The sequence below is a fragment of the Planctomicrobium stercoris genome (genome assembly GCF_051465655.1).
GTDB lineage: Bacteria > Planctomycetota > Planctomycetia > Planctomycetales > Planctomycetaceae > Planctomicrobium.
Genome location: NZ_CP195791.1, coordinates 1355704 through 1382175 on the forward strand (window position 1 = coordinate 1355704; position 26472 = coordinate 1382175).

Here is a 26472-nt window from a genome sequence, read left to right on the forward strand (position 1 = left end):
TGAAGCGGCTCAGCGTGTCTGAGTTTCACTGTGGCTCAACGAACCGCTGCAAAAAGTTCTTTCGACTGTCTGAATTGTTCCTATCGGATGCCCTCCATGAAATTGTTCCCGGCCGCCTTGGCGATGTTGGTTTCCATGCAGTTCGGCGTGTGTCTCCTGAGCAGTGGAAGCGTGCAAGCTGCCGAACCTGCCGGGAAGTACCACGTCTACGTCGGGGCTTACACGGACGGAGATGGCGAGGGGATTTACCGGTTCGAATTCGATCCTGCGACCGGAAAAGCGACCAAGCCTGTTGTCGCAGCCAAGCTGAACAACCCTTCATTCCTCTCCTTCAATCCCACGGAAGAGTTTTTGTATGCCGTGGAGGAAGTGAGTGAACCGGGGCCCGATTCCAAGCCGACGGGTTGGCTGGTCGCGTTTGAGGTGGATGAGAAAACGGGAGACCTCAAGCAACTCAACACGCAGCCCAGCGGCGGCCCGATCGCCTGCTATGTCTGGATCGACTCCAACTCGAAACACGCACTGGTGGCGAATTACACCGGCGGCAGCGTTTCCAGCATTCCCATTCAGGCCGACGGCTCGCTGGGAAAACCGACCGTCGTAATCGATCACGGCAAGGATGAAGCGGAACACAAAAGAGCCCGTGGCCACTCGATCGTATTGACCCCCGATGAACGATTCGCCATCGCCGCCGATGCCGGACTGGATGAGCTGTTCATTTACGAATTCGATTCGAAGACGGGTGGGCTCAAGCCCCATTCGCCAGCCAGTGTCACGACGGGACCGCAGACCGCCCCCCGCCATTTTACGTTTCATCCCAACGGGAAATGGGCGTACAACAACAACGAACGAAATTTCAAAATCAACTCCTTCGACTTCGACAAAGAGCAGGGGACCCTCGCGCTTCGTCAGACTCTGACCACTCTCCCTGAAGGAGTCCCCGCTGAAGGGAGCACAGCGGAAGTTCTCGTCCACCCGAACGGAAAATTCGCCTACCTGTCCAACCGCGGTCCCAACAGTATCGCGACCTACAGCATCGGCGAGGACGGGACGCTGAAGTTCCTCGGAGCGACTTCGACCGAAGGGAAGGTTCCGCGCAACTTCCGCATCGATCCGACCGGGGAGTACCTGCTGGCCGCCAATCAGGAGAGCAGCACGATTGTCGTGTTCCGGATCGATCAGAAGACCGGCAAGCTCACTCCCACAGGCGAAGTCATTGAGGTCCCGAACCCGGTCTGCATCAAGTTCAAGGCGTCAAAGTCCTGAGCAGTTCGCGGCTCCGGTCGGGGAAGTCCGTAAAGACGCCATCGACCCCCGCTGCCAGACTGGCTGCGTGCAGATCTTCAAAGCTGCTGAATCCCGCAGACACCGCGTCCGCGCGGTAGGTCCACGGATGCACAGCCAGGCCGGCAGCGTGGGCTGCATCGGCCAGTCCGGTTCTCTTGGTGTTCTGGAAGACGCCGGTCAATGCCGGTCCGATTCCATCGGCGTATCGAGCGATGTCCTGCATGGTTTCACGGAGCTTGCCGGGACTCTCGAGTGCCGCCTGGCATTCCCGATCTTCAAGGAGCTGAATCAGTTTCATCCGGCAGCCAAGCTCCTCCCGGATTCGCAGCAGTTCATCCGGGTCAAAACACTGCACAAAGCAGAGGTCATCCCGGTTTGTGTATTCGCATTCGTTCAAAACCTGAAGGACGATGCGGCTGATGTCCTTCCCGGCAACCCGATGAAACTGCGGCTGCTTGATCTCCGGATAGATTCCGGCGATTCGTCCCGTGCTGCGGTTCAGGCCCCGGATGAATTCGAGTTCCTCCCGCAGCGTCGGGATACGGAACCGACCCTGATGGGGCGGAAACCGGTTCGGGAAAACAGCCTGACCGCTCGCAGGGTCAAAGCGTTCCGAGACCGTCAGCTGTCGAATTTCTTCGATGGTCAGGTCGATGGCGTAATACCGGCCATCCTCCCGCGCTGCGTGCGGAAATATCCGTGCAACGTCCGTCACGGTATCCAGATGAATGTCGTGCAGGACGATCGGCACGTCATCACGGGTGAGGACGACGTCCTGCTCCAGAAAATCCACGAGCTGGGCGTGAGCCATCGCTTTGGCTTCCAGCGTGTGCTCCGGCAGATACCCGGAAGCCCCACGATGAGCGATGATGAGCGGTCTCTGTGCGGATTGGATCACTGGTCCCTGTTCCCGATTGCAGCCCTCGACAAATCACGTCGACCGGACTTCCGGGATCATCATAAGACCAGAGCTGTTTCTCAGAAATATTGAAACGCAGAGAACGCCGAGTTCGCAGAGAAGCAATCAGAGAGTGAACTAAAGGCTTCCCTCTTTGATTTTCTCAGCGTTCTCTGCGGTCTCTGCGTTTCAAAAATTCTTGAAGTCAGATTACCTGCGACCGTTCACAAGCACAGCCCCGTTCTGCTCGGCCAGTGCGCAATCGACATGTTCCTTAATCTCGTCCATACGGGCATCGACCAGTTCTTTGCGCAGTTCAAGCACGACCATCTTCGCCAGTGGAGCGGAGAGCTGATCCCGCAGAACTCCCAGCATCAGGGCAGGGGCGACGATCATCAACCGCCCGAATTCATTCCCGGTTCGGCCCTGTTCCAGCCGCTGGACAATTTCCATCGCAAAGTCCTGGGCGGTGCGATGACGAAAATCGGTTTGCGGCTGACCGGACTGACTGGTAATACCGTGACTGGTGAACCTGCCTGCTCGATCCGTCAGAACTTCTTCCGGGTGGGCCGCTCCGTCCGGGTTGTCCATCCGCTGAAGTTCCTCGAAGTGGTCGAGTCTCGGCCAGATTGCCTGAAAAATGATCGCCTTGGCACGATCCGCCACCAGAATCCAGGTGTTTTCCGAAACTCTCGCTTCTCGTCGATAGCTCATCGTAACTCCTTGAGTGAGATTCACTGACGATTTCATTCTACGGAGGAAAGAGTTGCGATCGGTGTGCCATCCCGGGTGGGAAAAACGAGATTTTTTTCGCCCCCCGATTGCCACTTGACGAAGTGAAGATTGCAACAAAAAAAGCCCGACCTGTCCGGCCGGGCTTTCTGTGGTTTGACCACTGCAAAACTACTGCAGCAGGTCCTTGACGGTATCCCGTTCGCTCTTCAGTTCGTCCAGCGTGACCTTGATCTTGGACTGGGCGAAGTCGTTGTGCTGCAGGCCCTGAACGATCTTCACGTTCTGGCCATCGCTGGTGAGCGGATAGCCGAAGATCAGACCTTCATCGATGCCGTAGCTGCCGTCGCTGCAGATAGCTGCACTGAAGCAATCGCCAGCTTCAGTCGGGCGGACAATGCCGGTCAGGGTGTCGATCACCGCGTTGGCAGCGCTGGCTGCACTGCTGGCTCCGCGGGCTTCAATCACTGCAGCTCCCCGCTTCTGGACAATGGGGATGAACTCGTTGTTCAGCCACGCTTCATCTTTGATGACGTCCGTGGCCTTCTTGCCATTGATGGTGGCGTTGAAGAAGTCCGGGTACTGAGTGGCTGAATGATTTCCCCAGATTCCGACGTGCTTGACTGCTTTCACCGGCTGGCCTGCCTTCTTGGCCAGCTGTGACTTCGCACGGTTTTCATCGAGCATGGTCATGGCGAACCAGCGATCGCGGGGCACGCTCGGAGCGTTGTTCATGGCGATCAGGCAGTTCGTGTTGCAGGGGTTCCCGATCACGAGCACCCGCACGTCTTTGGCGGCGCTGGCAGCAATGGCTTTGCCGGTGTTGGTGAAGATCGGCCCGTTGATGCGGATCAGGTCACCCCGTTCCATACCCGCTTTGCGGGGAATGCTGCCGACGCACAGCACCCAGTTGCAGTCCGCGAAGGCGTCTTCGAGGTGATCGCTGTCACAGCGGGTGACGCCGTCCAGCGTGGGAAATGCACAGTCATCCATTTCCATTTCAACGCCAGTCAGCGACTTCATGACCGGGGGAACTTCGATGAGATTCAGGTGGACAGGCTGATCCGGCCCGAAAACTTCCCCGCTGGCGATCCGAAACGCCAGTGCATACCCGATATTTCCCGCTGCCCCCGTAATCGCCACTCGAATCGGCTTCGCCATCACATCACCCTGCTGAATTGCCAAGAAAACGGACCAAGGGGCCTTTGTAGCAAAGCGGAGGGTGAAGATCGAGAGTCCCGCCCGGGAGCGGGGAATTCGTCATCGGGCGAAGTTACCACAAGAATTTCCCGCCCCCGGGTGCCCCAGACAAAGTCTGGGTTCCGCAGGAACAAGAGGCCTGTCAAAACGCTGGCAAGCAACCGGCAGCGTGACGTTGGAATTCTCTCCGGGTGCAGTTTTTTTCTTTTGGTGGCGCTTCTCGAGCAGCCTCTTGCGGAGGAGCCGCCCAGACAGTGTCTGAGGCACCCGGCTACTCATCTACTTTTGGGCCCGGAGATTCGGGCTTTATTGACTTCTCTGCAAGCACAGCATTTGCCAATCGACGTCCCACATTCGCAACGAATTCCAGGAGTTTCCGCTGACCGATAACTGCCGAGTCAAGTTTGGGTGTACGCTCAGTCCAGAAGGTGTAATACGGCTCGGAATTTCGCTCTTCGATGGAATATAAGGCGTGAGCAACAGAGTTGCGCAGGCATCTAAGAAATGTGTATGACTCCATTTTCGGTGAACAGACAAAGCTCTCCGTCGCCGCAACTGCATCAAGTTCCTTGAACAGTTGGTGGTCAGCGGGTAGGTCAAGAAATTCACGAGGTACAACGATCGAACAATAGAGTAGTGAGAGAGCAAATGACTGGTCTGTCATGCGGTAACTGTAAACGTGTTGTGATAGCTGTTCCGAATAACGCTCACTTGTAAACAGCGCCTTCTTGGCCTCAAAGAATGTTCCACCAGTTTCAAGAAGTGAAAGCAATTCACCATTGATGATTGCTCTTGCTGGTACATCGAGCCTCGCGTCGTATTTCAGCATTGATGTTTCCAGAGAGATGAAAATAGAAGTTTGATTGAGGTGTGGTCGCAGGACTGACGAAGAGTTTTCTGGGGGGCGGTGTTCGGAAGCTGCTCATTGGAGAACCACATCCCCCTGTTGCACGGGATTTTCCGCTTTCGCCAGGCTCAGTGCTTTCTCAAACATTCTTCGCTCAAGTTCAGCCTGGCCGCCGGGAAAAGGTTCCTCAGTGAGGTATTCCTTTTCGCTCCAACTTCTCCCAAGTGCATCCCGAAACTGAACGGTCTGTTGCTTTCGGGCCCTCACTTCATCTGGCCAGTCGATGCTAAAAACAACTTCGTAATCAACGGAGACCACTCTTTTCGCGGGGCCATGAGTGAAGAAGAGCAGGGCAATGGCGCAAGCCCCCAGCGAAATCGGCAGCAGGCCTCGTCGGTGTCGGAGGAAAAAAGCCGGGAAGTTTTTCATCATGCAACTCCTTGTGCCCTCGAAGAGCGTCCAATAGTCCGATCAGAAGTGTGTCAACGGATGAAAATCCCGTCGAGATCAGTCCGACAATCACTTCCTCCCCGGGTGCAGATCTTCTCTATTGGGCACGCTTCTCGGGCAGCCTCCTGCGGCGGAGCCGCCCAGACATTGTCTGGGCCACCCGGCTGTCTCGAGAAAAGTTTGATCGCCCCTCAAAGATTGACGTTTCCACTCCAGGCGCGAAAGAATGCCTGCCTCGCTGTGAATATTGATGTCGAGTTGTTGCATGTCCCCTTGAGAATTGGAGAAAAGCATGTCGGAAGTCCGCCAGATCCTCAGCGATCCCGTGACGCTGCACATGCGGAAAGATCCGACCCGATTGCGGTCGGACCTCACGGTCGATCAGGCTCTGGAATCGATTCGAGGCCATGAAATCGGCGGGCGGGTCATCTACTTCTATGTGGTGGACCCTGAGGATAAGTTGGTAGGAGTGATTCCAACTCGCAGGCTTTTGCGAGCCGCAGCGGGGACACAACTCAGTCAGATTCTGATCAGCCCGGTCACTTCCATTCCCGTCACAGCCACCGTGCTGGAGGCCTGTGAATTCTTCATTCTGCATCGCCTGCTGGCATTTCCCGTGGTCGATGCCGAAGGAAAGCTCGTCGGCGTTGTCGATGTGGACCTCTATACGGACGAGATCGAGGACCTCGAACGTCGGCAGGTGGGAGAGGACCAGTTTCAGCTTGTCGGCGTGCATCTCACGTCCGCCGAACAGAAGAAAACCGTCCTCGCGGCAACGAAACGGTTTCCCTGGCTGCTCTGTAATGTCGTGGGGGGGATGATCGCAGCTCTGATCTCGGATGTTTACGCCGATGTCTCCACGCTGGTGCTGGTCACTCCATTTATTGCACTGGTGACCGGAATGGCCGAAGGAGTCGCCATGCAGTCGGTCAGCTTGTCTCTGCAATCTCTCCACGGACAGCGGCTGACCTGGGAAAATTTCCTGAAAAGCGTCGGACAGGAAATTCTGGAAGGGCTGCTGCTGGGGTTGTTCTGCGGGTTGATCGTCGGAATCGTGGCCTACGCGTGGAAGGGGGACGCCCGGGCAGGATTGAGTCTGTGTATCGGAATTCTGGGAGGAGTGGCCGCCTCTGCCGCCCTGGGAGTCGCGCTGCCGTTCCTGCTGAAAATGTTCCGCCGCGATCCGCAGGTCGCCTCCGGCCCGATCGCACTGGCCCTGGCCGACATGGTGACACTATTACTCTATTTCAATCTGGGCCGCTGGCTGCTGGTGTGAAATTGTAAGTCGCCTCTCAGAGCACGAAGCGTGAGCGAGTGCATTCTTCAAATCAGGCATCATCGTTCTGAGCTTGTGTCCGAAGGGAAGTTTCTGATTTACTGAGCCGATCTCTCGAGACGCTGAAACCCATGGCAGGAGGGCCCGGATGCCAAAGGTCTGGTTGCGAGTTGTCTGCACGATTGTGCTTTCGCTCACTGCAACAGTGCGAGCCGAACCCCCGCTGCGGGTCGGTATTCACGGAGACCTGTCGACGCTGGTTGTGCGTGGATCGAAGAATTTCACCACACAGCAGGTGAGAAGGGCGATTCGCACGGAGCCGACCCTGTTTCTGAATCGCCAGCCCGACCGACTGATGGCTCTTTTCATTGAAAAGATTCAAAGTCAGCTGATGTCCGGGGTGGAACAGGCTGGCTTTCTCGATGCGAAAGTTCAGGTGAACTGGAGCGAAGAAGATGCCGGAATTGCTGTGGAGATCAATGAAGGTCCCCGGTACCTCTGGCATGAACTTCGAGTTACCTGCGAGAACGAAACAGCTCAGGCCGCGGTTGAAGACTGGCTGACGCGAGGGAAGGTGGCGGAGATCCACCCTGCCAGCAATCACATTCAGAGGCGTGGAGCCCCAGATTTCGAAGCAGGCGAACCCGCTTCCGGGTTGGAGGAAACGCGGAAAAGTCACCTGAAACTGGTGCGGGAGGCTCTGGAGTCTCAAGGGTTCGATCGCCCGCGGATTGAGGTGGATTTTCGGAAGCTGCCCGAGTCCGGGCACATTGATGTCGAAATCCAAGTTCAGGATCTGGGGACTCCCCGGGTTGCTGATGAAATCAAAGTGCAGGGGAATGAGCGGCAGTCTGTACAAAAGATCATTGAACTGGCTGGGATTTCTCCCGGCAGCGTGGTCACGCAGAACGAGATCGCTGCGGCCGTGCAGCGCCTTTGGCAAAGTGGACGGTTCCGCCAGAGTTCGATCGAGCTGGAACCGCGAGGGGCGTTCAATTCACAGCGGACCCTGCGGATTTCCGTTCAGGAATATGCCGATGCGCCGCTCCTCGAAGAACCGCTCTCGCCGGAGCAGGAAATCATGATTCGTGCTGCCAATTGGTTCAATTCGAATTCAGATGTCGATGGTCAGCAGCTCCGGATGAGTCTCGAATTTCCCGCGGTCGTAAACGACGAAGCCTTCTTGCTCAAAAAAGAAGAGCTACTGCTTGCTTCACAATTTCAACAGTTCCGGTTGCAGACCCACCCGAATGGTTCACTTCCCGAAATGGATGTGATCATCCGCTCCGATCAGGAATTTCTCTGGTGCTCCGCTCCCCAGTACGGCGTGACACTGCGCATTCCGGTGGCCGATTGTTGCGAACCGAATTGGCATGTTCTCGCCGATGGGGTGTCCGGCCCAATCGAGAATGGTGGGCGTATTCAGCTGATTGCCTCAGTTGGACGCCGAACAAAGGGGAGTGGGACGAGTGATTTCAACCGCGTGCTGATTTCGCCCATGGCAGCGTTGTTTCTACTGAGGAAGGATTTCTCGAAAGCGGTCCTTGTGAATGGGAAATTGGAGCAGAAGTCGCCAAGCGTCACGCTTTCGATTGATGCCGCGACAGGGAAACTGAATCGTTTCGAAGCGGAGGACGAGGGCTTCCGGTTCGAAATTGCCGTCGAAAACGAGCATCCGCAGCCGTGGATGTCTCCTGAGACGGAAGGACATCGTCTGTTGACGGTAAACTCCCTCGCGGACATCGCGACGGTGCTGGAAAATCTGGGGAGTTTTCTGGCGGCTGCGAATCCGGCCGACAAACTGGAATGGGATCGTTGCCGTTTGGCAATGCGGATCGCCAGTCGCTGGGCGGCCCACGTCCAGTCGCGGGGAAACGCGGAAAAGACGGAGCACATCAATCTTGGGGGCGGAGGCTGGGAGTGGATCCACTTTGGAGTCATACGCCTTCTTGCAGCCCGCGCGCAGCTGGTGTGTCTGGAGTATCTGCCGGCGGACTCCCTTCCCAGTCGCGCTTACACGGATCTTTTGCTGGTGGAGCTCGGCAAGGATCTAGATGCGAAAAAACGGCTGGAGGCCGCATTGGAGTCCCCGGATTGTGGCCCTTTGCTCTCACTCTATCTGAGTGTCGGCGTTTCCCTTATTCGGACAGATCTCGCCAATTCCATCGCGAAACTGGGACAGGGCAGGCTGGACGACGAGCGATTCGAACGGGACCTCGATCAATTCCTCCTCCCCGGAAGCGACCTGGCTGCCGTGCTGGAAGGGTTCGTTCGGTCTGTTCGCGAATGCGGAGAAGCTGACCTTCGAGCGCTCCTGAGCGGAATCGCCACGGAAGAGGAGATCAGTGAAATCGACGGGAAAATGGAGGATCCAGCCGTCACCGACCTGCAGCTGGGGCGTGTTCTCCTGACATGCGGCTGGTCACACGGTGGAAAACAGGTGATCGGCCGGGCGCTGAAAAAGATGTCCGGGAACGGACCAGAGCTCCTGCAGACCTGGATTCCCCAGCTTCTCTAGCCCCTGTCTCAGAGGAGTGTGGCGGCGTTTCTGGGCGATTCATTGCTCGAAAGCGGTATTGATCGCCCCCGGAACGCCACACTTTCGTGAAATTCGCCCTGGTTCTTTCGGGTGCAGTGCTTCAGGCAGATCGGCCGGCTCATCAGAGTCCAGACGTGGAAGCCGAAAAGCTTCTCCAGCCACCCCAGGTGGAGTGGAAAAGGGTGGCAGCAGCGGATTTGGCCCCGGAAACTGATCTGAAGGGCAGATTTTGACGATGATCTGGGCTCAATCGCCAGGCGAAAAAGAGATTTGGAGAGAACTGGGCGAGTGTAGTTGCCACCCGGTTCACTCATCACTACAATTCTCGCTCGCCAATTGGCGACAGGGGGTATAGCTCAGTTGGTTAGAGCGCAGCTCTGATAAAGCTGAGGTCCCAAGTTCGAATCTTGGTACCCCCACATTGAGGAGAGGATAGAGGAGAGGGAAAAGGGGACAGCGAACACGACTGTTCTCTCTTCCCTTTTCTCTCTTCCCTCCTCACTCCCGGGGACGTAGCTCAATTGGGAGAGCACCGGCTTTGCAAGCCGGGGGTTGTCGGTTCGATCCCGATCGTCTCCACTTCGCTTGAAGTTTTTGAAGAGTCGGTTATAACACTCGACCCTTCGAAAATGGCCTCGGTCAAAAGCGAACGGGTTCGCCTGAGTTTTGAAGCTTTGGTTTCAGGCTCGTTTTGAAAAAGGTGAACCGGCTGTGTGGCTCGAAAAAAAGTCGCCAGTCACTTGAAGTTTCCGGAGCGTCGGATATAACACCCGACCCTTCGAAAACGGCCTCGGCCGAATGCGGTGGGGTTCACCTGAGTTTACGGAACTCTGTTTCGTGGCTCGATTTAAGAAAAGGTGGATCGCCCGGTTGGTTCAAAAAAAAGAACCTCCGAGTCACTTGAAGTTTCTGGAGAGTCGGTTATAAAACTCGACCCTCCGCAGGTGGCACCGGCTGAGTGAGGTGGGGTTTGTTTGAGTGCTGAAACAAAGTTTCGAAGCTCAAAAAAATAACAAGCCACACGGTTGACTCGAAAGGATGAGTCGCCTAACATGTCGGACCCCCGAAAAAACGGGATTAAGTGATCGAGATAAAAACACTCGCAAGTGCTTTTATCTCGCACACTTAAAGCGAGTGAAAGCTCGCACAGCGAGCTGCACCTTGAAGTGCAGTAGTGATCTTTGAAAATCTGGTGGATAGAAAAACGCGTGGCATCTGGCCTACGTAATCGCACTAGTTGCGATTTTGTAATCGGCCGAGCTCTTGAGGAGTTTTGCATACCTGGCGTGGCGGAATCGTGACGAGAGTTGCGATTCAATATCGTTAAAGTGCTGCAGTCGCAAGCTGCGGCGATGGTTTTGCTGCCTGGTTTGGATTGCGTTGGTGAAAACCTGCGTGGTTGAAATTAAGGTGGTCAAGCTATTAAGGGTATACGGGGGATGTCTTGGCGTCAGAAGGCGATGAAGGGCGTGGAAGGCTGCGAAAAGCCTGGGGGAGCCGTCAAACAGGCGTTGATCCCGGGATCCCTGAATTACAGCGAAAGCTGAGCGAACGTGGAGAACTGAAACATCTCAGTACCCACAGGAAGAGAAAGAAAACTCGACTCCCTGAGTAGTGGCGAGCGAAAAGGGAATAGCCCAAACCGAACACTACGGTGTTCGGGGTTGTGGGACCAGTAACGTGCATGTGAATCGCTAGAAGAAGCCGTGTGGAAACCGGCACCACAGAGGGTGAAAGTCCCGTATTTGAAAGCGTGAAGCAGCTAACTGGCACCCGAGTAGGGCCCGGCACGTGGAACCGGGTCTGAATCTGCGAGGCCCATCTCGTAAGGCTAAGTACTCACTGACGACCGATAGTGAAAAGTAGCGCGAGCGAAAGATGAAAAGAACCCCTTCTAGGGGAGGGAAAGAACCTGAAACCGTATACCTACAAGCTGTCGAAGCACGATGTCTTCGGACCGTGTGACGGCGTGCCTTTTGCATAATGATCCGGCGAGTTATCGTCATTGGCGGGTTAAGATCTTACGGATCGAAGCCACAGGGAAACCGAGTCTGAATAGGGCGAATATGTCAGTGGCGATAGGCGCGAAACCTTGTGAACTACCCATGGGCAGGTTGAAGCGCGGGTAAGACTGCGTGGAGGACCGAACTCACTGATGTTGAAAAATCAGGGGATGACCTGTGGGGAGGAGTAAAAGTCTCATCAAACTGGGAGATAGCTCGTTCTCTCCGAAATAACTTTAGGGTTAGCCTCAGGCAACTACACGATAGGGGTAGAGAGACTGAATTCGCTCGGGGCCCTTCCAAGGGTACCCGGCGTGACCAAACTCCGAATACTATTGTGACTATCCTGGGAGTTAGTCGACGGGGGATAAGCTCCGTTGTCAAGAGGGAAACAACCCAGATCGCCTGCTAAGGTCCCAAAGTCTGGCTCAGTCAGAAAGGATGTTTGGATACGGTGACAGCCGGGATGTTGGCTTAGAAGCAGCCACCATTTAAAAAGTGCGTAATAGCTTACCGGTCAAGTATCCATGCACCAATAATGAACGGGAGTAAGTCAGACACCGAAGCAGCGGAATCACGTAAGTGATTGGTAGGAGAGCGTTCTAGTTCAGCACGCGGTACCGAAAGGAGCCGTCTTGGGAACTAGAAGTGATTATGCCGGAATGAGTAGACGATAAGGCAGGTGAGAATCCTGCCCGCCGTAAGCCTAAGGTTTCCTGGGGAAGGCAAATCCGCCCAGGGTTAGCCGGTACCTTAGTTGAGCCCGAAAGGGGTAAACGATGGACAGCAGGTTAATATTCCTGCGCCGTAGTATGGAGGACGTTGTGTGAATAGTCATCGGGCGGTTAGAAGTGCCCGTGCCGCAAGGCCGAGTCCTTGATGATGAAGTGACTTGAAGCACAACCAAGAAAAGCCCATACGCTAATACGACCGTACTAAAACTGACACAGGTAGGCGAGGCGAGTAGCCTCAGGCGCTCGGGAAAACGGTGGTTAAGGAACTCGGCAAATTGGCCCCGTAACTTCGGGATAAGGGGTACCTTCGTAAGAAGGTCACAGCAAAGCGGCTCTGGCAACTGTTTATTAAAAACACAGGACTCTGCTAACTCGTAAGAGGATGTATAGAGTCTGACGCCTGCTCGGTGCCGGTAAGTCAAGGAAGGGGGTTCACGCCCACGACCAAAGCTCCGGTAAACGGCGGCCCTAACTATGAGGGTCCTAAGGTAGCGAAGTTCCTTGTCGGGTAAGTTCCGACCTGCATGAATGGCGTAATGACTGGAGCACTGTCTCGACCACCGACCCGGTGAAATTGTAGCCGTGGTGAAGATGCCACGTACCCGCAGCGTGACGGAAAGACCCTATGAACCTTTACTGTAGGCTGGTATTGGTATTAGGTATGTTTTGTGTAGGATAGGTGGGAGGCGATGAGGCGGTAGCGCCAGCTATCGTGGAGCCGTTGGTGAAATACCACCCTGAACCTGCTTGATATCTAACTCCATTAACAAAATGGTGGACAGTGCCAGTTGGGCAGTTTGACTGGGGCGGTCTCCTCCTAAAGAGTAACGGAGGAGCTCAAAGGTACCCTCAGCCTGGTTGGCAATCAGGCTTCGAGCGTAAACGTATAAGGGTGCTTGACTGCGAGATCGATGGATCGAGCAGAGACGAAAGTCGGAGTTAGTGATCCGGCGGTTCCGAATGGAAGGGCCGTCGCTCAACAGATAAAAGGTACTCTGGGGATAACAGGCTGATCCCGCCCGAGCGTCCATAGCGGCGGCGGGGTTTGGCACCTCGATGTCGGCTCATCACATCCTGGGGGTGAAGAAGCTCCCAAGGGTCCGGCTGTTCGCCGGTTAAAGTGGTACGTGAGCTGGGTTTAGACCGTCGTGAGACAGGTCGGTCCCTATCTGCTGTGGGCGTACGAAATTTGAGGGAGTTTCTCTTTAGTACGAGAGGATTTGGAGGGACGTACCGCTGGTGTTCCTGTTGTTACGCTAGTAGCAGCGCAGGGTAGCTATGTACGGTTCGGATAAGCGCTGAAAGCATCTAAGCGCGAAGCCAGTCCCAAGATCAGATTTCGATGAGTCCCCTGGAAGACGACCAGGTTGATAGGCTGGCTGTGTAAGGTTGGTAACAATCTCAGCTGACCAGTACTAAAGGACGAATGCTTGACCACTTTAATTTTGGTCACGCAGGTACGCAATGTTCTCAAGAGCAAATGACCACGCGTCAACTATCCACCATTTTTATACACCGCGTTGATAAGGCCTGACCGTCTTATCAACGACTTCCGGTGACCATATCTAACTGGAAACACACGTTCCCATTCCGAACACGACCGTTAAGCAGTTGGAGCCGATGATAGTGCCGAAAGGCGCGAAAGTAGGTTATCGCCGGTTTATTTAAAATCCCTTTGAGCCTTTATCGGTTCAAAGGGATTTTTTTTGCGCGCTGCTTCAGGCAACGACGCGGCGCAGACTGCAAACCTCCATTGCGTTGCCTTCAGGAGCGGGGAGTCACGTCACGCTAGTGCGAATCTCACCACAGTATGGCGTTCCGGCGGCGATAAACACAGGTTTCGTACGACAAGTCTCCCCGAATCGCCGCCACCCTCTTCTGAGACAGGGGCTATTTCCTTGCCTATTCGGTGCGCGAGGAGATTTTAAAGCAGGTCGCTCCCCTGCAGTTCCCAGCGGAGCCAACCCTCCGTCGTGTGCGACCGGTGAATCTGCATCTCACTCTCCATTTTCTGGGGGCTCTTCCTGTATCTGACGTCAACGTGGTCTCAGTGGAAATGAAAAAATTGTCCGCGGCCTGGCGAAAGATTTCTAGCAGATTCACGAGGCCTGGGATTTTTTCAGGTCAGGCAGGTGGGAAGGTTTTCCATCTTCAGGTTGCGGTGACCGACGAGCGGCTGCGGCACCATCAAGAGGTTTCGAAATCCCTGAGCCAAGCGATCGGATTCCGAGGCGACTCCAGACCATATTTGCCTCATGTCACTTTGGCTCGGGCTGCGGCAATGGTTCCCCCTGATTGGGGATCCCAATTTCCCGCGAGCCGGCAACCACAATTCTTTTCGGAGGTTTCGCTAGATCAAGTTTGTCTGATGCAGAGCGATTTGCACCCAGCGGGGCCTGTATATCGGATCGTCGACTCCTGGAAGTTGGGCAGCCCAGTTCATAGGTGAGTCAGCGTCCTTTCCGAATTCCGGAATTCCGGGGAGGGGCAGTGGCCTGGCTGGAATCACAGCCTGACGTTTTCCGTTCCGTTTCGGCCGTGCAGGCGGTCCAATGCGTCAACGATTTTCGCAAGCTCCGGCCTCGTGACCACTTCGGTTTCTTTGCAGCGTTCTTGAGTTTTGGTATCTTGAAACTTCAAGCGGGCAATGTGGCCCGATCATCCATGAATTCCAGTCAAAACGATGCGAATCGGTTCACTTCGGCGTTTGACGACGCTGAATGTTTTGGCGGAAAAGTCTTTTACTTCAGAGTGTTCCTGCGATTTCAATTTTCCTTCGTGCGGTGAAAAACGCTGCTGGCGGTGAATGGAAATCAACACGGTGCACCCGGATGGGAGTTTCGGCGGGTAGGCCGGGAAGTTCTCTCGGACATTTCCATCGAAGATATTTCTTTTGGTGGGCGTCGATCTCATCCAGATTCGGTTTGACACAAGTTTGTTGACGGGTTGTTGTATGCAGTATGTCGAGGTGGCAATTTTCTGGCTCATTCAGCACTTGCGCGAGGGCAATGTCTCTCGGCGATTGTGCATGACGATGTCAGGATTGTCGTTTCTCGGCGGTCACCTCCTGGAGAGGCAGGTTGTCCGGAAGTCAGGAGATCGTTTCGATCTTCGTGACTTCATCCGGTCGACGTTCTTTTGCTCGGAGAGTGGCGAGCTGCGGGTCTCAAAATTTGGCACGGAAGAAATTTCGTGTTGGCGAGATCGGCTGTCTCGACTGTTGTCTGCAAGGCGTCAGTGCGCGCTGTGTTTCGGGATTTGAAGCAGGGCTTTTCCGGCAGAATTGACGACGACTTCAGCGTCAATTGCTGAATTGAACCGTTCGGATCGACTCCGAAGGTCGAAAAATGCCTCCCGAATACCTCTATGCCCTGATCGCGCTCATTGTGGGAGCTGCGGCGGGTTATTTCATCGATTTTCTGATCAAAGGAAAATCTCACCGCACCGCTGCGGAACTTCTGAAGGATGCGGAAAAGCATGCTGAAGAAGTGAAACGCCGGTCCGAGCTGGACGCCAAAGAAGAACTTTTTCAGCGGAAAGAAAAGCTCGACAAGGAGCTGGAGAAGACGCGTCAGGAGATTCGCAACCAGGAGCGTGCTCTCGACAAACGTGAAAGTTCGCTGAACGAAATTGAAAGTGCTCTGAAAAAGCGGGAGCGGATGGTCGAACAGCAACAGCAGAAGTTTGCGGACCGGGGCAAAGTGCTGGAAAACCGTGAACGCGAACTGGATCGAATGCTTCAGGAAGAGCAGGAAGAACTGTTCAAAATCAGCGGCCTTTCAAAGCCGGATGCGGAATCTCGCTTGCTGGACCGGGTCGAAAAGCAGTTGAAGAACGAAACTGGCGGGCTGATTCTGAAATATCAGCAGGAGGTGAAGGCGGAGCAGGAGAAATTCGCCCGCGAAATTATTGGGATGGCGGTTCAGCGTTACGCCTCGACGCACACATCGGAAACAACCGTTTCGACTGTCGATATTCCCAGCGACGAAATGAAGGGGCGGATTATCGGCCGCGAAGGTCGGAATATTCGCGCGTTTGAAAAAGAGACCGGCGTTGATGTGATTGTCGATGACACGCCGGGCGTCGTCGTGGTCTCGGCCTTTGATACGGTTCGACGGGAAATCGCAAAAATTTCTTTGAACAAGCTGATCCAGGATGGGCGGATCCACCCCGCCCGGATTGAAGAAATTGTCAAAGAGACCCGGGCGGAAATGGATGAGCGGATCATGCAGCTCGGTCGCGAGGCGGCGGAGGAAGCCGGCGTACCGGGACTGCACGACAAGTTGTTGTATTTAATGGGACGCCTGAATTTCCGCGTCAGTTACAGCCAGAATGTGCTGCGACACTCCATCGAAGTGGCTCATCTGACCGGCATGATGGCTGAGCAACTGGGACTGGATGCCGATCTCGCTCGTCGATGCGGATTCACGCATGACATTGGAAAGGCCGCCGATCATGAAATGGAAGGGGGCCATCCGGCGATTGGTGCCGAACTCCTCAAGCGTTATGGCGAGGGACCGGAAGTGGTTCACGCAGCTGCCGGCCACCACGACGATATTCGTCCCGAATATCTCTACACCGTTTTGACAGCTGCGGCCGACGCCTGTTCCGCCTCGCGGCCAGGTTCGCGACGCGAAACTCTGGAAAAATACATCAAGCGGCTCGAAGAACTCGAAGCGATCGCCTGTGGGTTCCCAGGTGTGAATGAAGTCTATGCAATTCAGGCTGGCCGAGAAGTGCGGGTGATTGTCGATCCGAAGCAGATCAACGATCGGGCTGCAGCGAAAATGGCTAGGGACATTGCCCAGGCCGTCGAAGAGAACATGACTTACCCGGGCGAAGTGAAAGTCGTAGTCATGCGAGAAATCCGGACCGTCGGGATCGCCAAATAGTTTTCGCAAAATCACCCGCCCGCTCAGCAGTTCGCCGGCGGACATGCTCTTATCGAAAGACGGCTGTTGGTGCTTCCTCACCGACAGCCGTCTTTTTTTCAAGGTACAGCGTCCTGTCGGCAGTGATCGCATCGCCGATTCGAATCGGAAATGATGCTCAGTCAGCTGTGCATTTCAGGTTTGAGGGCGAACCATGTCCGCTCCCGCACCTGGCGGTTCAACGACTTGCTGTTACAGGGAACTGGCTGCACCGATTCCCAGCATTACAAGGATGAAAAGCACAACGGCAATGAACAGGAAGAGTCCGAATGTGAATTTCGCGACGACCGCTGCTCCAGCCGCAATTCCAGTAAATCCGAGTGCTCCCGCGATCAGCGAGATGATCAGTGCCATGATGGCCCAGGACAGCAGGCTTCCCATGATTCTCTCCCATTGAAGTGAAGGTGGTCGATGGGGTGTGAGGCAATCGGAATGCCAAATCGGAATTGCCCGCAATCCAGCCGGTTTACCCCCGTCATTTCGGAGCCGGACCGGCCAGAGTGATTGCTCGTCGATCTGCAGAACCGGGGAAGCAATTCCGGGGTTGCTGTCTCTTCTGAAAATGTCAGGATTTTTCAGCAATGGGGAGGTCGTTGATCTTCGCTGCAAGAATAAAATCGTTCTCGCTGAGTCCCCCAATCGCGTGCGTTGAAAGCTCAATCTTGACCTTGCGATAACCCGTCAGATGCACGTCGGGGTGGTGCTGTTCTTCTTCCGCAAGTTCTGCGACGCGATTCAGAAACTCCATCCCCGCGACGAAGTTCTTCACTGTCCACTTGCGCTCAATCGCCTTGCCGTCGTCGACGAGAGACCAGCCGGAGAGTCCGTTCAGCAACTTTTCTGCCTCCGAACCCTCGATGCGGGGGACACCTCCTTCGCAAGGGACACAGCGTTTGGATTTCAACTCCTCAATTCCACTGGCAGTCATGATGCACTCCTGGCTGGGCGGCGAAAAACGTCACGGCTGCCACTCTTTTTGGCAGCGGTCAATGGGGGCTCAATATGCAGTCATAACCGAAATTGAGCCGCGGAAAAGCCGGATCGGGGAGTCCGCGAGGAATTTGGTGGATCGGGTGCAGGTGAGTCGGCGCGCCAGCATCGTCGAAAATCTTGACCCAGTCGAACTTTTCGAGAAAATGGCCCTTCGCAAAACTCTTCGGTTCTTCCTAAAATTATGTGGAAATGGAGCTGTCAGCGCAGGCTGAACCAGGATGGCGAAGTCGGACGGGAACGAGGCTGCTCGAACGGGTGTCTGAGACTCGGGCCGGGCATGAATTTCGCACGGATTTTCCCGGGTGCGGCCAGTTGAGTTCTCTGTGCTCGAAAGTGGATTGGTCTTGAGTTGTGATCTGACCGGAAGGATTCGAGGTTGGAAGATTCCCAGGGAAGGATGGAGACATTGATCGGCATGAAAATTCGACCTGCACTCAAGCCCGGCGATCCAGTGATCTACCGGATGACCAAGCACAGCCAGTGCCCGGGCCCCCGTGCCAAGAGTGTTGCACCCTCTCCGAATGGGGATGAGTACAAGTACCAGGTAGATAAATTCTGGGTCGTGGAGAAAGTCCTGGAAGATGGACAGGTCCAGCTGCGGACCCGCCGAGGAAAGACCCGCACTATTCGGCAGGATGACCAGAATCTGCGACCTCCCGCGTGGTGGGAAGTCCTGCTTTACCGCAATTACTTCCCTCAGCTGGGGCAGAATTCGCAGACTTGACCCGCGCCTGCTGTCTTCGAACCCAGCCTCGAACTCACAGAAGATTCAGTTTCTTGGGGCGAGTGTTGGGGGCCCGGCAGCACTTCCGGCAAAGTCCTGAAACTTCCAGGCGATGACCTTCCATGCGGAAGCCCAGGTCGCGGGAGATCTGGTCCAGGAGCTCTGAAATCTGTTCGTTGTGGAATTCGGTCAATTCCCCGCAACGGTTGCAGATCAGGTGATCGTGCTGTGGGTAACCGTAGTCGTGCTCATACAGATCACGATCTTCCTGCCGCGCGACCTTGCGAATGAGTCCCGCTTCTTCAAGCAGCGCGATGGACCGATAGATGGTTGAGCGGCTGACCCGGGTTCCGTCGCTGCGTCGCACCAGACGCTGGATCAACTGGTCGGCGTCGAAGTGTTCATGGGTCGAGAAGACTTCCTCGACGATGATGGAACGCTCGGGGGTCATCCTCAACCCCTTCGTCGCCAGGAATTCGCGATACTTTTCGGCGGGCGAGACGGCCACGCTGACCGCTTCCAAATCCAGGTGCGCCACTGTTCTTCCTGTCATTCGGCGCGGTTCTGAACAGAACCGCGAGGACGTGTTGCGAACTTCGTCCTTGAAAACTCTTCGGCAAGCCTCCTGCCTGCCATTTTGAAATTATACCACCTCGTGCTCGCTGCACCACGTGTCAATCGACAAGGACGCCGAGCATTCTTTCAATGGCACGCTCGAGCTTCTCTTCCGATTCGTATGTGCCGTCCGCGATTTCCCGTTTGATCCGCTCCAGACGCTGAGCACGCGTCTCATGACTTCCCGGGACACCGGGAGCAGCGTTCGCAGTGGGGATGGAACCTGGCTTTTTCGAATCAGGCCGGGCAGATTTCATGGCCGCCTCGGGAGTTTTAGAAGTGGTAGTCGCGCCGTGCAGGCACTCGCCCGCTTCTGGCAATTTCTGCCACCCAGTGTAATTCAATTCGCCGGTCTGTGACAATCCGGGATTGAAAGAGGAGGTGAGGTAAGAAACGGAAACGATTTCGAAAGCTGGTCGCATGGGAATACATCCTGGCGACCGTCCTGGTGCTGATAGCACGCTGATTGCGTGGCGTCCTGCTGAAAGTTGAGTGATTCTGCCGTTGAATCACCTTGTTTTGTAAAAATGTTATCGACCGGAAATGGTCTCCGACTTGAACTCAATTCTTGGGCAACCATTTTCAAATCGGACGTAACCGATTTTCGTGCCGAGGGATAAAATAAAAAAGCCGCACACGATGTCGTGTGCGGCTTGAATCATTCAGGCTGAATGGAACTTATTCCTTCTCAGCGGAGTCGGCAACCACTGTTGGAGCTGCCCGACGGGATTTCACGCGATCGTTCTCACCCACGAAAGCGATCATTGCCCGCTCTCCCGAGTCGCCCAGACGAGGCTTGGCCAGTCGAAGAATGCGGGTGTAGCCCCCTTCGCGATCTGCGAAACGGGGAGCAAGTTCGCTGAAGAGGATGTCGACAGCTTCAATGTCTCGCAGAGCGGCGAAAGCACGACGGCGAGCGGTGATCGCGGGAGACTTCGCAGCGACCCACTTTGCCCACTCCGGACCTTCTCGCCAGGCCTTCCACTCAGCAGAGTTCTTTTCCGCCTTGGTGGCGAACTGCTCAGCCTTCGCTTCGTGGGGGAGGGCGTTCTTGGCAAGAGTGATCAGCTTCTCAACGAAAGGACGAAGTTCCTTCGCCTTCGGCGTCGTGGTGATGATCCGTCCCGCTTCCTTGGGAGCGCCGACAGCATCCTTATCGAAACGAACGGTCTTGATCAGGCTGGCCGCCATGTTCCGAAACATCGCTTTTCGATGGCTCGCTTTACGGCCGAGGATGCGGCCTTTGGTACGATGTCGCATGATTTCTCATCCAGTCAATCTGAAGGCAACTTCGAAAATCGCAGTTGCTGTCTGTCTTGTGTGCCGCGGCGGCACGACCTGATGCAGAGGGACGGGTGAACTTCCGCCCGCCCTCAGACTCGTCAATTAAAACTATGTGCGGTTCTGCTTCTTGACCCGCTCGGGAACTCGCATTCCCAGTCGCAGGCCGATCTCGCCGAGACGTTCACGGACTTCGAACAGAGTGGTTTCGCCGAAGTTGCGAACGGTCAGGAGCTGGTCTTCGCTGCGTCCAACCAGATCCCGGACGCTGGTAATCCCTTCGGATTCCAGGCAGTTTGTCGCACGGACTGACAGGTTGAGTTCGGCGAGGCTCTGGTTGAGTTTGTCTTCCAGTTCCAGGTCGATCGGGGAGTAGCCGGTTGCTTCCAGCATTCCCTTGAGGCCTGCTTCCGGCGGCAGTTCCGGACCAGGTTCCTGGTAGTTGATGAACGGGTTGAGGTGCTTTCGGAGGATCTTGGCAGCTTCGACCAGAGCCATGTCCGGCTTCACGGTCCCGTCTGTCCAGATTTCCAAAGTCAGCTTGTCGTAGTTCGTGCGCTGTCCGACGCGGGTGTCTTCGACTTTGTAACGAACGCGAGTCACCGGGGAGAAAGCTGCGTCGAGGGGAATGACTCCCAGCTCCGGGCTCTTCTCGTAGGCTTCGGTGGCGGGAATGTAGCCGCGACCGTTCTCGACCGTCAGTTCCATGCTGAGAGGAACGTCATCTGTCATCGTGGCGATGATCAGATCCTTGTTGATCACTTCGACCTGGTCGTCGGTGATGACGTCAGCGCCGGTGACAACACCGCGTTCATGCTTCTCGATCCGCAGGACCTTGCTGGTGCTGCTGTGGTTCTTGACGACCAGCGACTTCAGGTTCAGGCAGATGTCGGTGATGTCTTCGACAACGCCTGGAATGGTGGTGAATTCGTGCTGAACCCCGGCAATCTTCACGCGGGTGACAGCACTTCCTTCGAGGCTCGAGAGAAGGATGCGTCGCAGACTGTTGGCGATCGTGTGGCCGAATCCGCGTTCAAACGGTTCAGCGACGAACACGCCGTAAGTCGAAGTCAGGGTATCCAGGTTTGGAGCCACGCGGCTGGGCAGCTCCAGATTTCGCCAACGAATTCGCATGATGACAACTCCTCAGGCACTTTTCCCGGTCTCTGGATGAGGTTCGACGGTTACGGGCGAGACGGGAAACCCCTGTCCGCGAACCACTGTAGTTTGTTGAGAGTGAAGGGTTGGGCGTTGAGCGTTTTGTGCTCTGACGCTGACCGTTCAATTCTCGTTGTTCGACTAAACGCGACGACGCTTGCGGGGGCGGCAACCGTTGTGGGGCAGTGGGGTAACGTCTTCGATCGCCTTGATCGAGATGCCGCCGATCTGCAGCCCGGTGATGGCGCTTTCGCGGCCTGAACCCGGACCTTTGACCCGGATTTCCAGTTCACGAATGCCGAACTTTCGAGCGCGGTCCGCACAGGTTTCAGCAGCTCGCTGGGCGGCGAACGGCGTGCTCTTGCGGGAGCCTTTGAAGCCGACGGTACCGGCACTGGCCCAGCAGAGGACTTCGCCGTTGGTGTCGGCGATGGAAACCGTTGTGTTATTGAACGTTGCCTTCACGTGAGCGACGCCCCGGGTCACATTGCGGCGGACCCGCTTCTTTGTTTTCACCTTTGCCACAAACTCACCTCTCCAATGTGTCTTCGCTCGCGATTACATCTACTTGACTCAAAAAACCGAATTCCGAGGCATCAAATCCGAAACAAATTTCAAACTGCGAATTTCGAAACTCGAAGTGGAGTTTCGACTTTGCATTGAATCCGAACACGTTGAGGCTGATTCGGATTCCGGATTTGAAATTCAGGATTTATGCTCTGTTACTTGTCTTTGACGCCCTTCTTGCCAGCCACTGTCTTCTTCACACCTTTCCGGGTGCGTGCATTGGACTGGGTGTTCTGTCCGCGAACGGGCAGGCCTTTGCGGTGACGGACGCCGCGATAGCACTGAATCGCCTTCAGGCGATTGATGTTTTCAGCCGTCTGGCGACGCAACTGTCCTTCAACAGCGTACTTGCTGTCGAGCAGGGAGTTGATGCGCTGAATGTCGTCTTCGCTCAGATCGCGAGCTTTACGCTGCAGGTTGAGACCGAGTGTGCGACAGATTTCGATTGACCGCACCCGGCCGACGCCGAGCAGGTATGTCAACGAAATGAACGTGGGTTTATCGTTGGGGATGTCAACGCCCAATACGCGAGGCATGGTAAATTCCTATCCTTGACGCTGCTTGTGCCGGGGGTTGGCTGCACAAATGACGTAATTGCGTTGTTTGCGGCGAACCACCTTACAATGCTCGCAGATGCGTTTGACGCTCGAGCGGACCTTCATAGTGACCTGTACTCCAGGTGTTCAGTCCGAGTTCCTGAAAAGACCGCGATCGGGGGAAGTTGAGTCATCCTGTCTCGAGGCATTTACGCCGAGACATTCTGGATCAAGATCACCTCGGCGGTTTCAGACACTCAGCCGGCCGGGAAATTGAAAGCGTGGCAGTATAATCAACTCTCTTCGCTGGAGACAAGGACGCCGAATTTGAAAATACGATCCCGTGACTCGTTGTTTGCTTCTCGGCATTTGAAATGTGCAAGTGTAAGTCCACGCAGTGGATGCGATTGGGGAAGGAGTCGCGTTGGAGGGAGACAACGAGCCGCCCGGTTTTCTGCCGGAGGGAGATTTTCGGTTTTTTCGAAAAATTTTCCCGGAAGTTCAACTGCGGACGCGGCCACTTGCGACACTTCCGTCGTCTGCAACTGGGGTGTTCAGCTCGCCTGCTCAAAAAATCTGGGTGCAGTTTGATTCTAAATCAATTGACCCGGAATGATTTCACCGCGATGATCACGGACCAGTTCTCCAACACTCTCCAAGAACTCCGCCCGATGAGCCACGACTCAGCCTTAGTTCCCTCCGCACTTGGTTATCGCATGCCTGCGGAATGGGAGCCGCAAGAAGCCATTTGGTTGTCCTGGCCGGTGCGGCTGGCGACGTGGCCCGGAAAATTCGAACCCGTCCCTCGCATTTTCGCCGAGATCGCACGACATGTGACGGATTCCGAACTCGTGCGGATCAACGTGACCGACGAAGAGATGGAATCCAGGGTCCGCACGCTGCTGACGGAATGTCAGGTGCGAATGGACCGCGTTCGCTTCCATAGAAATCCGACGAACGACTCCTGGGTGCGGGACCACGGCCCGATTTACCTCGTTCGCGAGCAGGATGGAAAGCGGACCCGCGCGTTGACGAACTGGGGATACAACGCCTGGGGAAACAAATATCACCCGCACAATCTTGATGATGCTGTCCCGCTGCGGATCGCGGAAGAGTTTGGAGAAACGGTTTTCTCCAACAAGATGATCCTCGAGGGGGGCTCGGTCGACGTCAACGGGGCCGGGGTTCTACTTACCTCCGAATCCTGCCTGCTCAATCCCAATCGAAATCCGCATCTCTCTCGGGATCAAATTGAAGAACAGCTGAAGGGGATGCTGGGAGTCGGGAAGATTCTCTGGCTGGGTGAGGGGATTGTCGGGGACGACACCGACGGGCATGTGGATGACATCACACGCTTTGTCAGTGCCCGCACGATCGTCACCGCAGTCGAAGAGGATCCGAGCGATGTGAACCACGACGCTCTGCAGGAGAATCTCAAGCGGCTCCAGACCATGACAGATCTGGATGGTCGGCCGTTTGAGATCATTCCATTGCCAATGCCTTCCGCGGTCGAGCACGCAGGGGTTCGGCTTCCGGCGAGCTACGCGAACTTTTTGATCACCAACGGCAAGGTGCTTGTTCCCACGTATCGATGCGAGCGGGATCAGGTCGCCTTGAATATCCTGAGTCGGCTGTTCCCCGGGCGGGAGGTCGTCGGCATCGACAGTACCGATCTGGTCTGGGGGCTGGGGGCGATACACTGTGTGACCCAGCAGCAGCCGGCGGTGGGGTGATCACTTCTCATTCTCCGATTCCGTGAGCAGCGGAGAAGGGGATCGCAGTTGAGGATTTTTCAGGTATCTCGGCCCGCGTGAAACTTCTTTCGGGATCGGCAGGTAGTTCTTGCGGATCCTGGTCAATGAATGATCGTTGGAGGGGAATTGGAGCTGGCACAGCGATGTCTCCGGGGAGATGTTCGTGCACTTCGCGAATTCGTCGAAGTGTATCGGGAACCGGTGTTTGCGCTCTGCCTGAAAATGCTTCGCCATCGGGAAGATGCTGAGGATACCGCACAGGAATCACTGGTTCGTGCCCTGCGGTACCTGAAGTCCTGGGACCCCAGCCAGCCGTTGACTCCCTGGGTCATGAAGATTGCGGCCAACCGCTGCCGGACGAATCTCGGTCGACGATCCCGGACCCCTGCGGCCTCGGAAGTTGTTGAACAGCTGGCTGCCGTGACGGCTGAAAACACCGGACTAGGGGAAGAGCTGGAACTGGCGCTGGATGTTCTTGTTGCACATCAGCGTCGTTGTTTTTGCCTGTTCTACGAACACGAACTGAGCATTGCCGAAATCTCGGAAATCATGGAGGTTCCCGAAGGGACGATCAAGACCTGGTTGCATCGGAGTCGAAAGCAACTGGCGCAGCGACTGCGTGAGCGTGGGGTCCACCCTCATCAATGAATTCTGTGAGTCGTGAGATGAATTGCGTTGAGTTTCAATCCCGCCTGGATCAGTTGGTCGAGCTTCGATCCGACCCTGACCTCGACCTTCGGCAGCATGGCGAGGAATGCGGGAACTCAGAGTGTCGAAATGCCTGGGCAGACTTCGAGCTGCTGCATGAGGCGATCCCCTCCTGGCTGGCGGATGTTCGCCAGGCCGACATGGTTCGAAGTGTCGGAGTGACTTCCTCCATTCAAGGTCATCGGCTGAGGGCGCGCTCGATGGTGACGCTTCTTTCGCTGACGGTGGTGGCAGTCGCTGCGTTTCAGGTGATTCGAATTCCACGCAGTGAGGAGACCGGACTGGCGGTCGGCCCCGGTTTCTCGATGCCTCGCGATGTCGCGGTTCGCGGCAGGGCTGAATCGACGCGGCAACTTCGCTCACTGGATGCAGGAAAGGCGACGTCGAGTGCGGACGCCGTGGAGCAGCGTGGTCTGTCGATCGATTGGATTGCGGAGACCCCATTGCAGGTGAGCAGTTCTGTGGCCTACATGCTGCTCGGGAATAGCGAGCCCGCAGTTGAAGCACCGCGCCGGACCAACTGGCTGGAGGGCTGGCAGGAGCAGATCATTCCCAGCCGCGAAGACTTCGAACTGATCCGTACGCTGCTGGTTCCGGGGCAGGAAAATCAGACTTCGAATCCCGGCTTTCCAGCGGAGCTGTCTGTCAGCTGAGGTAGGGTTCGTGGCCGACTCACTTTGTTGAAGTGGTCATTCCTGCTTGAGCGGAAGGGTCACGATCAGTCCGGCGGTTCGATTCTCGACGCTCTTGCGATCGGGCACGTGGCACTTCAGGCACAGGTTTGTCAGTGTAATGGCACCGGCCCGGTGATAGCTCCCTCCTTCGGTCCACTCGTGCAGTTTCTTTCCCGATCGGAGAGCCTGAACCGCAACCCGCTCGGAGTCGTTCTGTGGAAGGTGATCGGAGTTCATCGCCTGTCCGTCGACGACCAGCCATCGCAGTTGCACGCCGTGTTCTTTTTCGATGTCCTCAAAGACTTCGTCGAGCGTCGCTGCCGGAATCGCGAGCCCTTCATCCTCGCGGTAGTACCGGTGGTGGACCAGTTGCAGCGTCGCGTGCATGACATCATGCAGCACAGACGCCTCCTGTGCGGCCTGTTCGCGTGTTCGAGGAGATGCGTGAGATCCTGAAGGAGTCTCGGCGTGAGCTGCCGTCCAGTCGACTAAAACTCCTGTGATGGCGAAGAGGAGGGCCATTCGAGAATTCACCATGAAGAGGGCTTTCGGCTGGCGTGTCGGG

Annotated in this window: 23 protein-coding genes, 2 tRNA genes, 2 rRNA genes and 1 pseudogene; 13 read left to right on the plus strand and 15 right to left on the minus strand. The window is 55.7% G+C overall.

Annotated features, from left to right (window positions below; translation table 11 throughout):
- The first annotated feature begins 96 nt into the window (after positions 1-96).
- The gene (locus tag SH661x_RS05570) at positions 97-1266 is read left to right on the plus strand and encodes a lactonase family protein (RefSeq protein WP_437228852.1); all 1170 of its coding nucleotides are present in this window, start codon (positions 97-99) and stop codon (positions 1264-1266) included.
- Here the strand turns inward: SH661x_RS05570 and glpQ are convergent.
- From glpQ to SH661x_RS05595, 5 genes are all read right to left on the minus strand, one after another.
- Positions 1247-2185, minus strand: a complete 939-nt coding sequence (glpQ, locus tag SH661x_RS05575) for a glycerophosphodiester phosphodiesterase (RefSeq protein WP_437228854.1) — start codon at positions 2183-2185, stop codon at positions 1247-1249. The genes SH661x_RS05570 and glpQ overlap by 20 nt on opposite strands.
- A gap of 210 nt (positions 2186-2395) precedes the next feature.
- On the minus strand, positions 2396-2899 hold the full coding sequence (locus tag SH661x_RS05580; RefSeq protein WP_437228856.1) for a host attachment protein: 504 nt from the start codon (positions 2897-2899) through the stop codon (positions 2396-2398).
- Between the two features lie 189 nt (positions 2900-3088).
- Positions 3089-4078, minus strand: a complete 990-nt coding sequence (locus SH661x_RS05585; protein WP_437228858.1) for a malate dehydrogenase — start codon at positions 4076-4078, stop codon at positions 3089-3091.
- Between the two features lie 310 nt (positions 4079-4388).
- Positions 4389-4946, minus strand: coding sequence for a hypothetical protein (locus SH661x_RS05590; RefSeq protein ID WP_437228860.1), 558 nt, complete (start codon positions 4944-4946; stop codon positions 4389-4391).
- 93 nt (positions 4947-5039) lie between these two features.
- Positions 5040-5396: a hypothetical protein gene (locus SH661x_RS05595; protein ID WP_437228862.1), complete on the minus strand. Its 357-nt coding sequence runs from the start codon at positions 5394-5396 to the stop codon at positions 5040-5042.
- 310 nt (positions 5397-5706) lie between these two features.
- Here SH661x_RS05595 and SH661x_RS05600 point away from each other — a divergent pair, with 310 nt between their 5' ends.
- The 8 genes and pseudogenes from SH661x_RS05600 to rny all read left to right on the plus strand — a co-directional run bounded on the left by SH661x_RS05600 (position 5707) and on the right by rny (position 16858).
- Positions 5707-6690 (plus strand): magnesium transporter, encoded by a 984-nt coding sequence (locus SH661x_RS05600; RefSeq protein WP_437228864.1) that lies wholly within the window; start codon positions 5707-5709, stop codon positions 6688-6690.
- Between the two features lie 148 nt (positions 6691-6838).
- Positions 6839-9208, plus strand: a complete 2370-nt coding sequence (locus tag SH661x_RS05605; RefSeq protein ID WP_437228866.1) for a hypothetical protein — start codon at positions 6839-6841, stop codon at positions 9206-9208.
- Positions 9209-9574: 366 nt separating this feature from the next.
- Positions 9575-9648, plus strand: a tRNA-Ile gene (locus SH661x_RS05610).
- An 87-nt stretch (positions 9649-9735) separates the two neighbouring features.
- A tRNA-Ala gene (locus SH661x_RS05615) sits at positions 9736-9808 on the plus strand.
- An 833-nt stretch (positions 9809-10641) separates the two neighbouring features.
- Positions 10642-13404, plus strand: a 23S ribosomal RNA gene (locus SH661x_RS05620).
- 113 nt (positions 13405-13517) lie between these two features.
- Positions 13518-13627 (plus strand): 5S ribosomal RNA (rrf, locus tag SH661x_RS05625).
- A 242-nt stretch (positions 13628-13869) separates the two neighbouring features.
- Positions 13870-14415, plus strand: a pseudogene (gene thpR, locus SH661x_RS05630) (RNA 2',3'-cyclic phosphodiesterase); the annotation flags it as partial.
- 898 nt (positions 14416-15313) lie between these two features.
- On the plus strand, positions 15314-16858 hold the full coding sequence (rny, locus tag SH661x_RS05635) for a ribonuclease Y (protein WP_437228868.1): 1545 nt from the start codon (positions 15314-15316) through the stop codon (positions 16856-16858).
- Positions 16859-17089: 231 nt separating this feature from the next.
- Here rny and SH661x_RS05640 read toward each other — a convergent pair whose 3' ends face one another.
- Together SH661x_RS05640 and SH661x_RS05645 are read right to left on the minus strand one after the other, a co-directional pair.
- The gene (locus SH661x_RS05640) at positions 17090-17269 is read right to left on the minus strand and encodes a DUF1328 family protein (RefSeq protein ID WP_437231172.1); all 180 of its coding nucleotides are present in this window, start codon (positions 17267-17269) and stop codon (positions 17090-17092) included.
- 193 nt (positions 17270-17462) lie between these two features.
- Complete coding sequence (locus SH661x_RS05645) at positions 17463-17825, minus strand: 4a-hydroxytetrahydrobiopterin dehydratase (RefSeq protein WP_437228870.1); 363 nt, start codon at positions 17823-17825, stop codon at positions 17463-17465.
- 480 nt (positions 17826-18305) lie between these two features.
- Here SH661x_RS05645 and SH661x_RS05650 point away from each other — a divergent pair, with 480 nt between their 5' ends.
- Positions 18306-18614, plus strand: a complete 309-nt coding sequence (locus tag SH661x_RS05650) for a hypothetical protein (protein WP_437228872.1) — start codon at positions 18306-18308, stop codon at positions 18612-18614.
- Between the two features lie 34 nt (positions 18615-18648).
- On the opposite strand, the gene SH661x_RS05655 is transcribed toward SH661x_RS05650, so the two are convergent.
- From SH661x_RS05655 to rpmJ, 7 genes are all read right to left on the minus strand, one after another.
- Positions 18649-19152, minus strand: coding sequence for a Fur family transcriptional regulator (locus SH661x_RS05655; protein ID WP_437228874.1), 504 nt, complete (start codon positions 19150-19152; stop codon positions 18649-18651).
- A 136-nt stretch (positions 19153-19288) separates the two neighbouring features.
- Positions 19289-19651, minus strand: a complete 363-nt coding sequence (locus tag SH661x_RS05660; protein WP_437228876.1) for a hypothetical protein — start codon at positions 19649-19651, stop codon at positions 19289-19291.
- Positions 19652-19907: 256 nt separating this feature from the next.
- On the minus strand, positions 19908-20489 hold the full coding sequence (locus tag SH661x_RS05665; RefSeq protein WP_437228878.1) for a bL17 family ribosomal protein: 582 nt from the start codon (positions 20487-20489) through the stop codon (positions 19908-19910).
- A gap of 132 nt (positions 20490-20621) precedes the next feature.
- The gene (locus SH661x_RS05670; RefSeq protein WP_437228880.1) at positions 20622-21644 is read right to left on the minus strand and encodes a DNA-directed RNA polymerase subunit alpha; all 1023 of its coding nucleotides are present in this window, start codon (positions 21642-21644) and stop codon (positions 20622-20624) included.
- A 165-nt stretch (positions 21645-21809) separates the two neighbouring features.
- A complete protein-coding gene (rpsK, locus tag SH661x_RS05675; protein ID WP_437228882.1) occupies positions 21810-22193 on the minus strand; it encodes a 30S ribosomal protein S11 in 384 nt (127 codons plus the stop codon).
- A 197-nt stretch (positions 22194-22390) separates the two neighbouring features.
- Positions 22391-22771: a 30S ribosomal protein S13 gene (rpsM, locus tag SH661x_RS05680; protein WP_437228884.1), complete on the minus strand. Its 381-nt coding sequence runs from the start codon at positions 22769-22771 to the stop codon at positions 22391-22393.
- Positions 22772-22780: 9 nt separating this feature from the next.
- Positions 22781-22897, minus strand: coding sequence for a 50S ribosomal protein L36 (gene rpmJ, locus SH661x_RS05685; RefSeq protein ID WP_437186451.1), 117 nt, complete (start codon positions 22895-22897; stop codon positions 22781-22783).
- Between the two features lie 545 nt (positions 22898-23442).
- On the opposite strand from rpmJ, the gene SH661x_RS05690 reads away from it, so the two are divergent.
- The 3 genes from SH661x_RS05690 to SH661x_RS05700 all read left to right on the plus strand — a co-directional run bounded on the left by SH661x_RS05690 (position 23443) and on the right by SH661x_RS05700 (position 25886).
- A complete protein-coding gene (locus SH661x_RS05690; protein ID WP_437228886.1) occupies positions 23443-24504 on the plus strand; it encodes an agmatine deiminase family protein in 1062 nt (353 codons plus the stop codon).
- 129 nt (positions 24505-24633) lie between these two features.
- The gene (locus SH661x_RS05695; RefSeq protein ID WP_437228888.1) at positions 24634-25173 is read left to right on the plus strand and encodes an RNA polymerase sigma factor; all 540 of its coding nucleotides are present in this window, start codon (positions 24634-24636) and stop codon (positions 25171-25173) included.
- A gap of 17 nt (positions 25174-25190) precedes the next feature.
- Complete coding sequence (locus SH661x_RS05700; protein ID WP_437228890.1) at positions 25191-25886, plus strand: hypothetical protein; 696 nt, start codon at positions 25191-25193, stop codon at positions 25884-25886.
- 36 nt (positions 25887-25922) lie between these two features.
- Here the strand turns inward: SH661x_RS05700 and SH661x_RS05705 are convergent, their stop codons facing one another.
- Entirely contained in the window at positions 25923-26444 is a 522-nt protein-coding gene (locus SH661x_RS05705; RefSeq protein WP_437228892.1) for a c-type heme family protein, read from the minus strand.
- Positions 26445-26472: the final 28 nt, after the last annotated feature.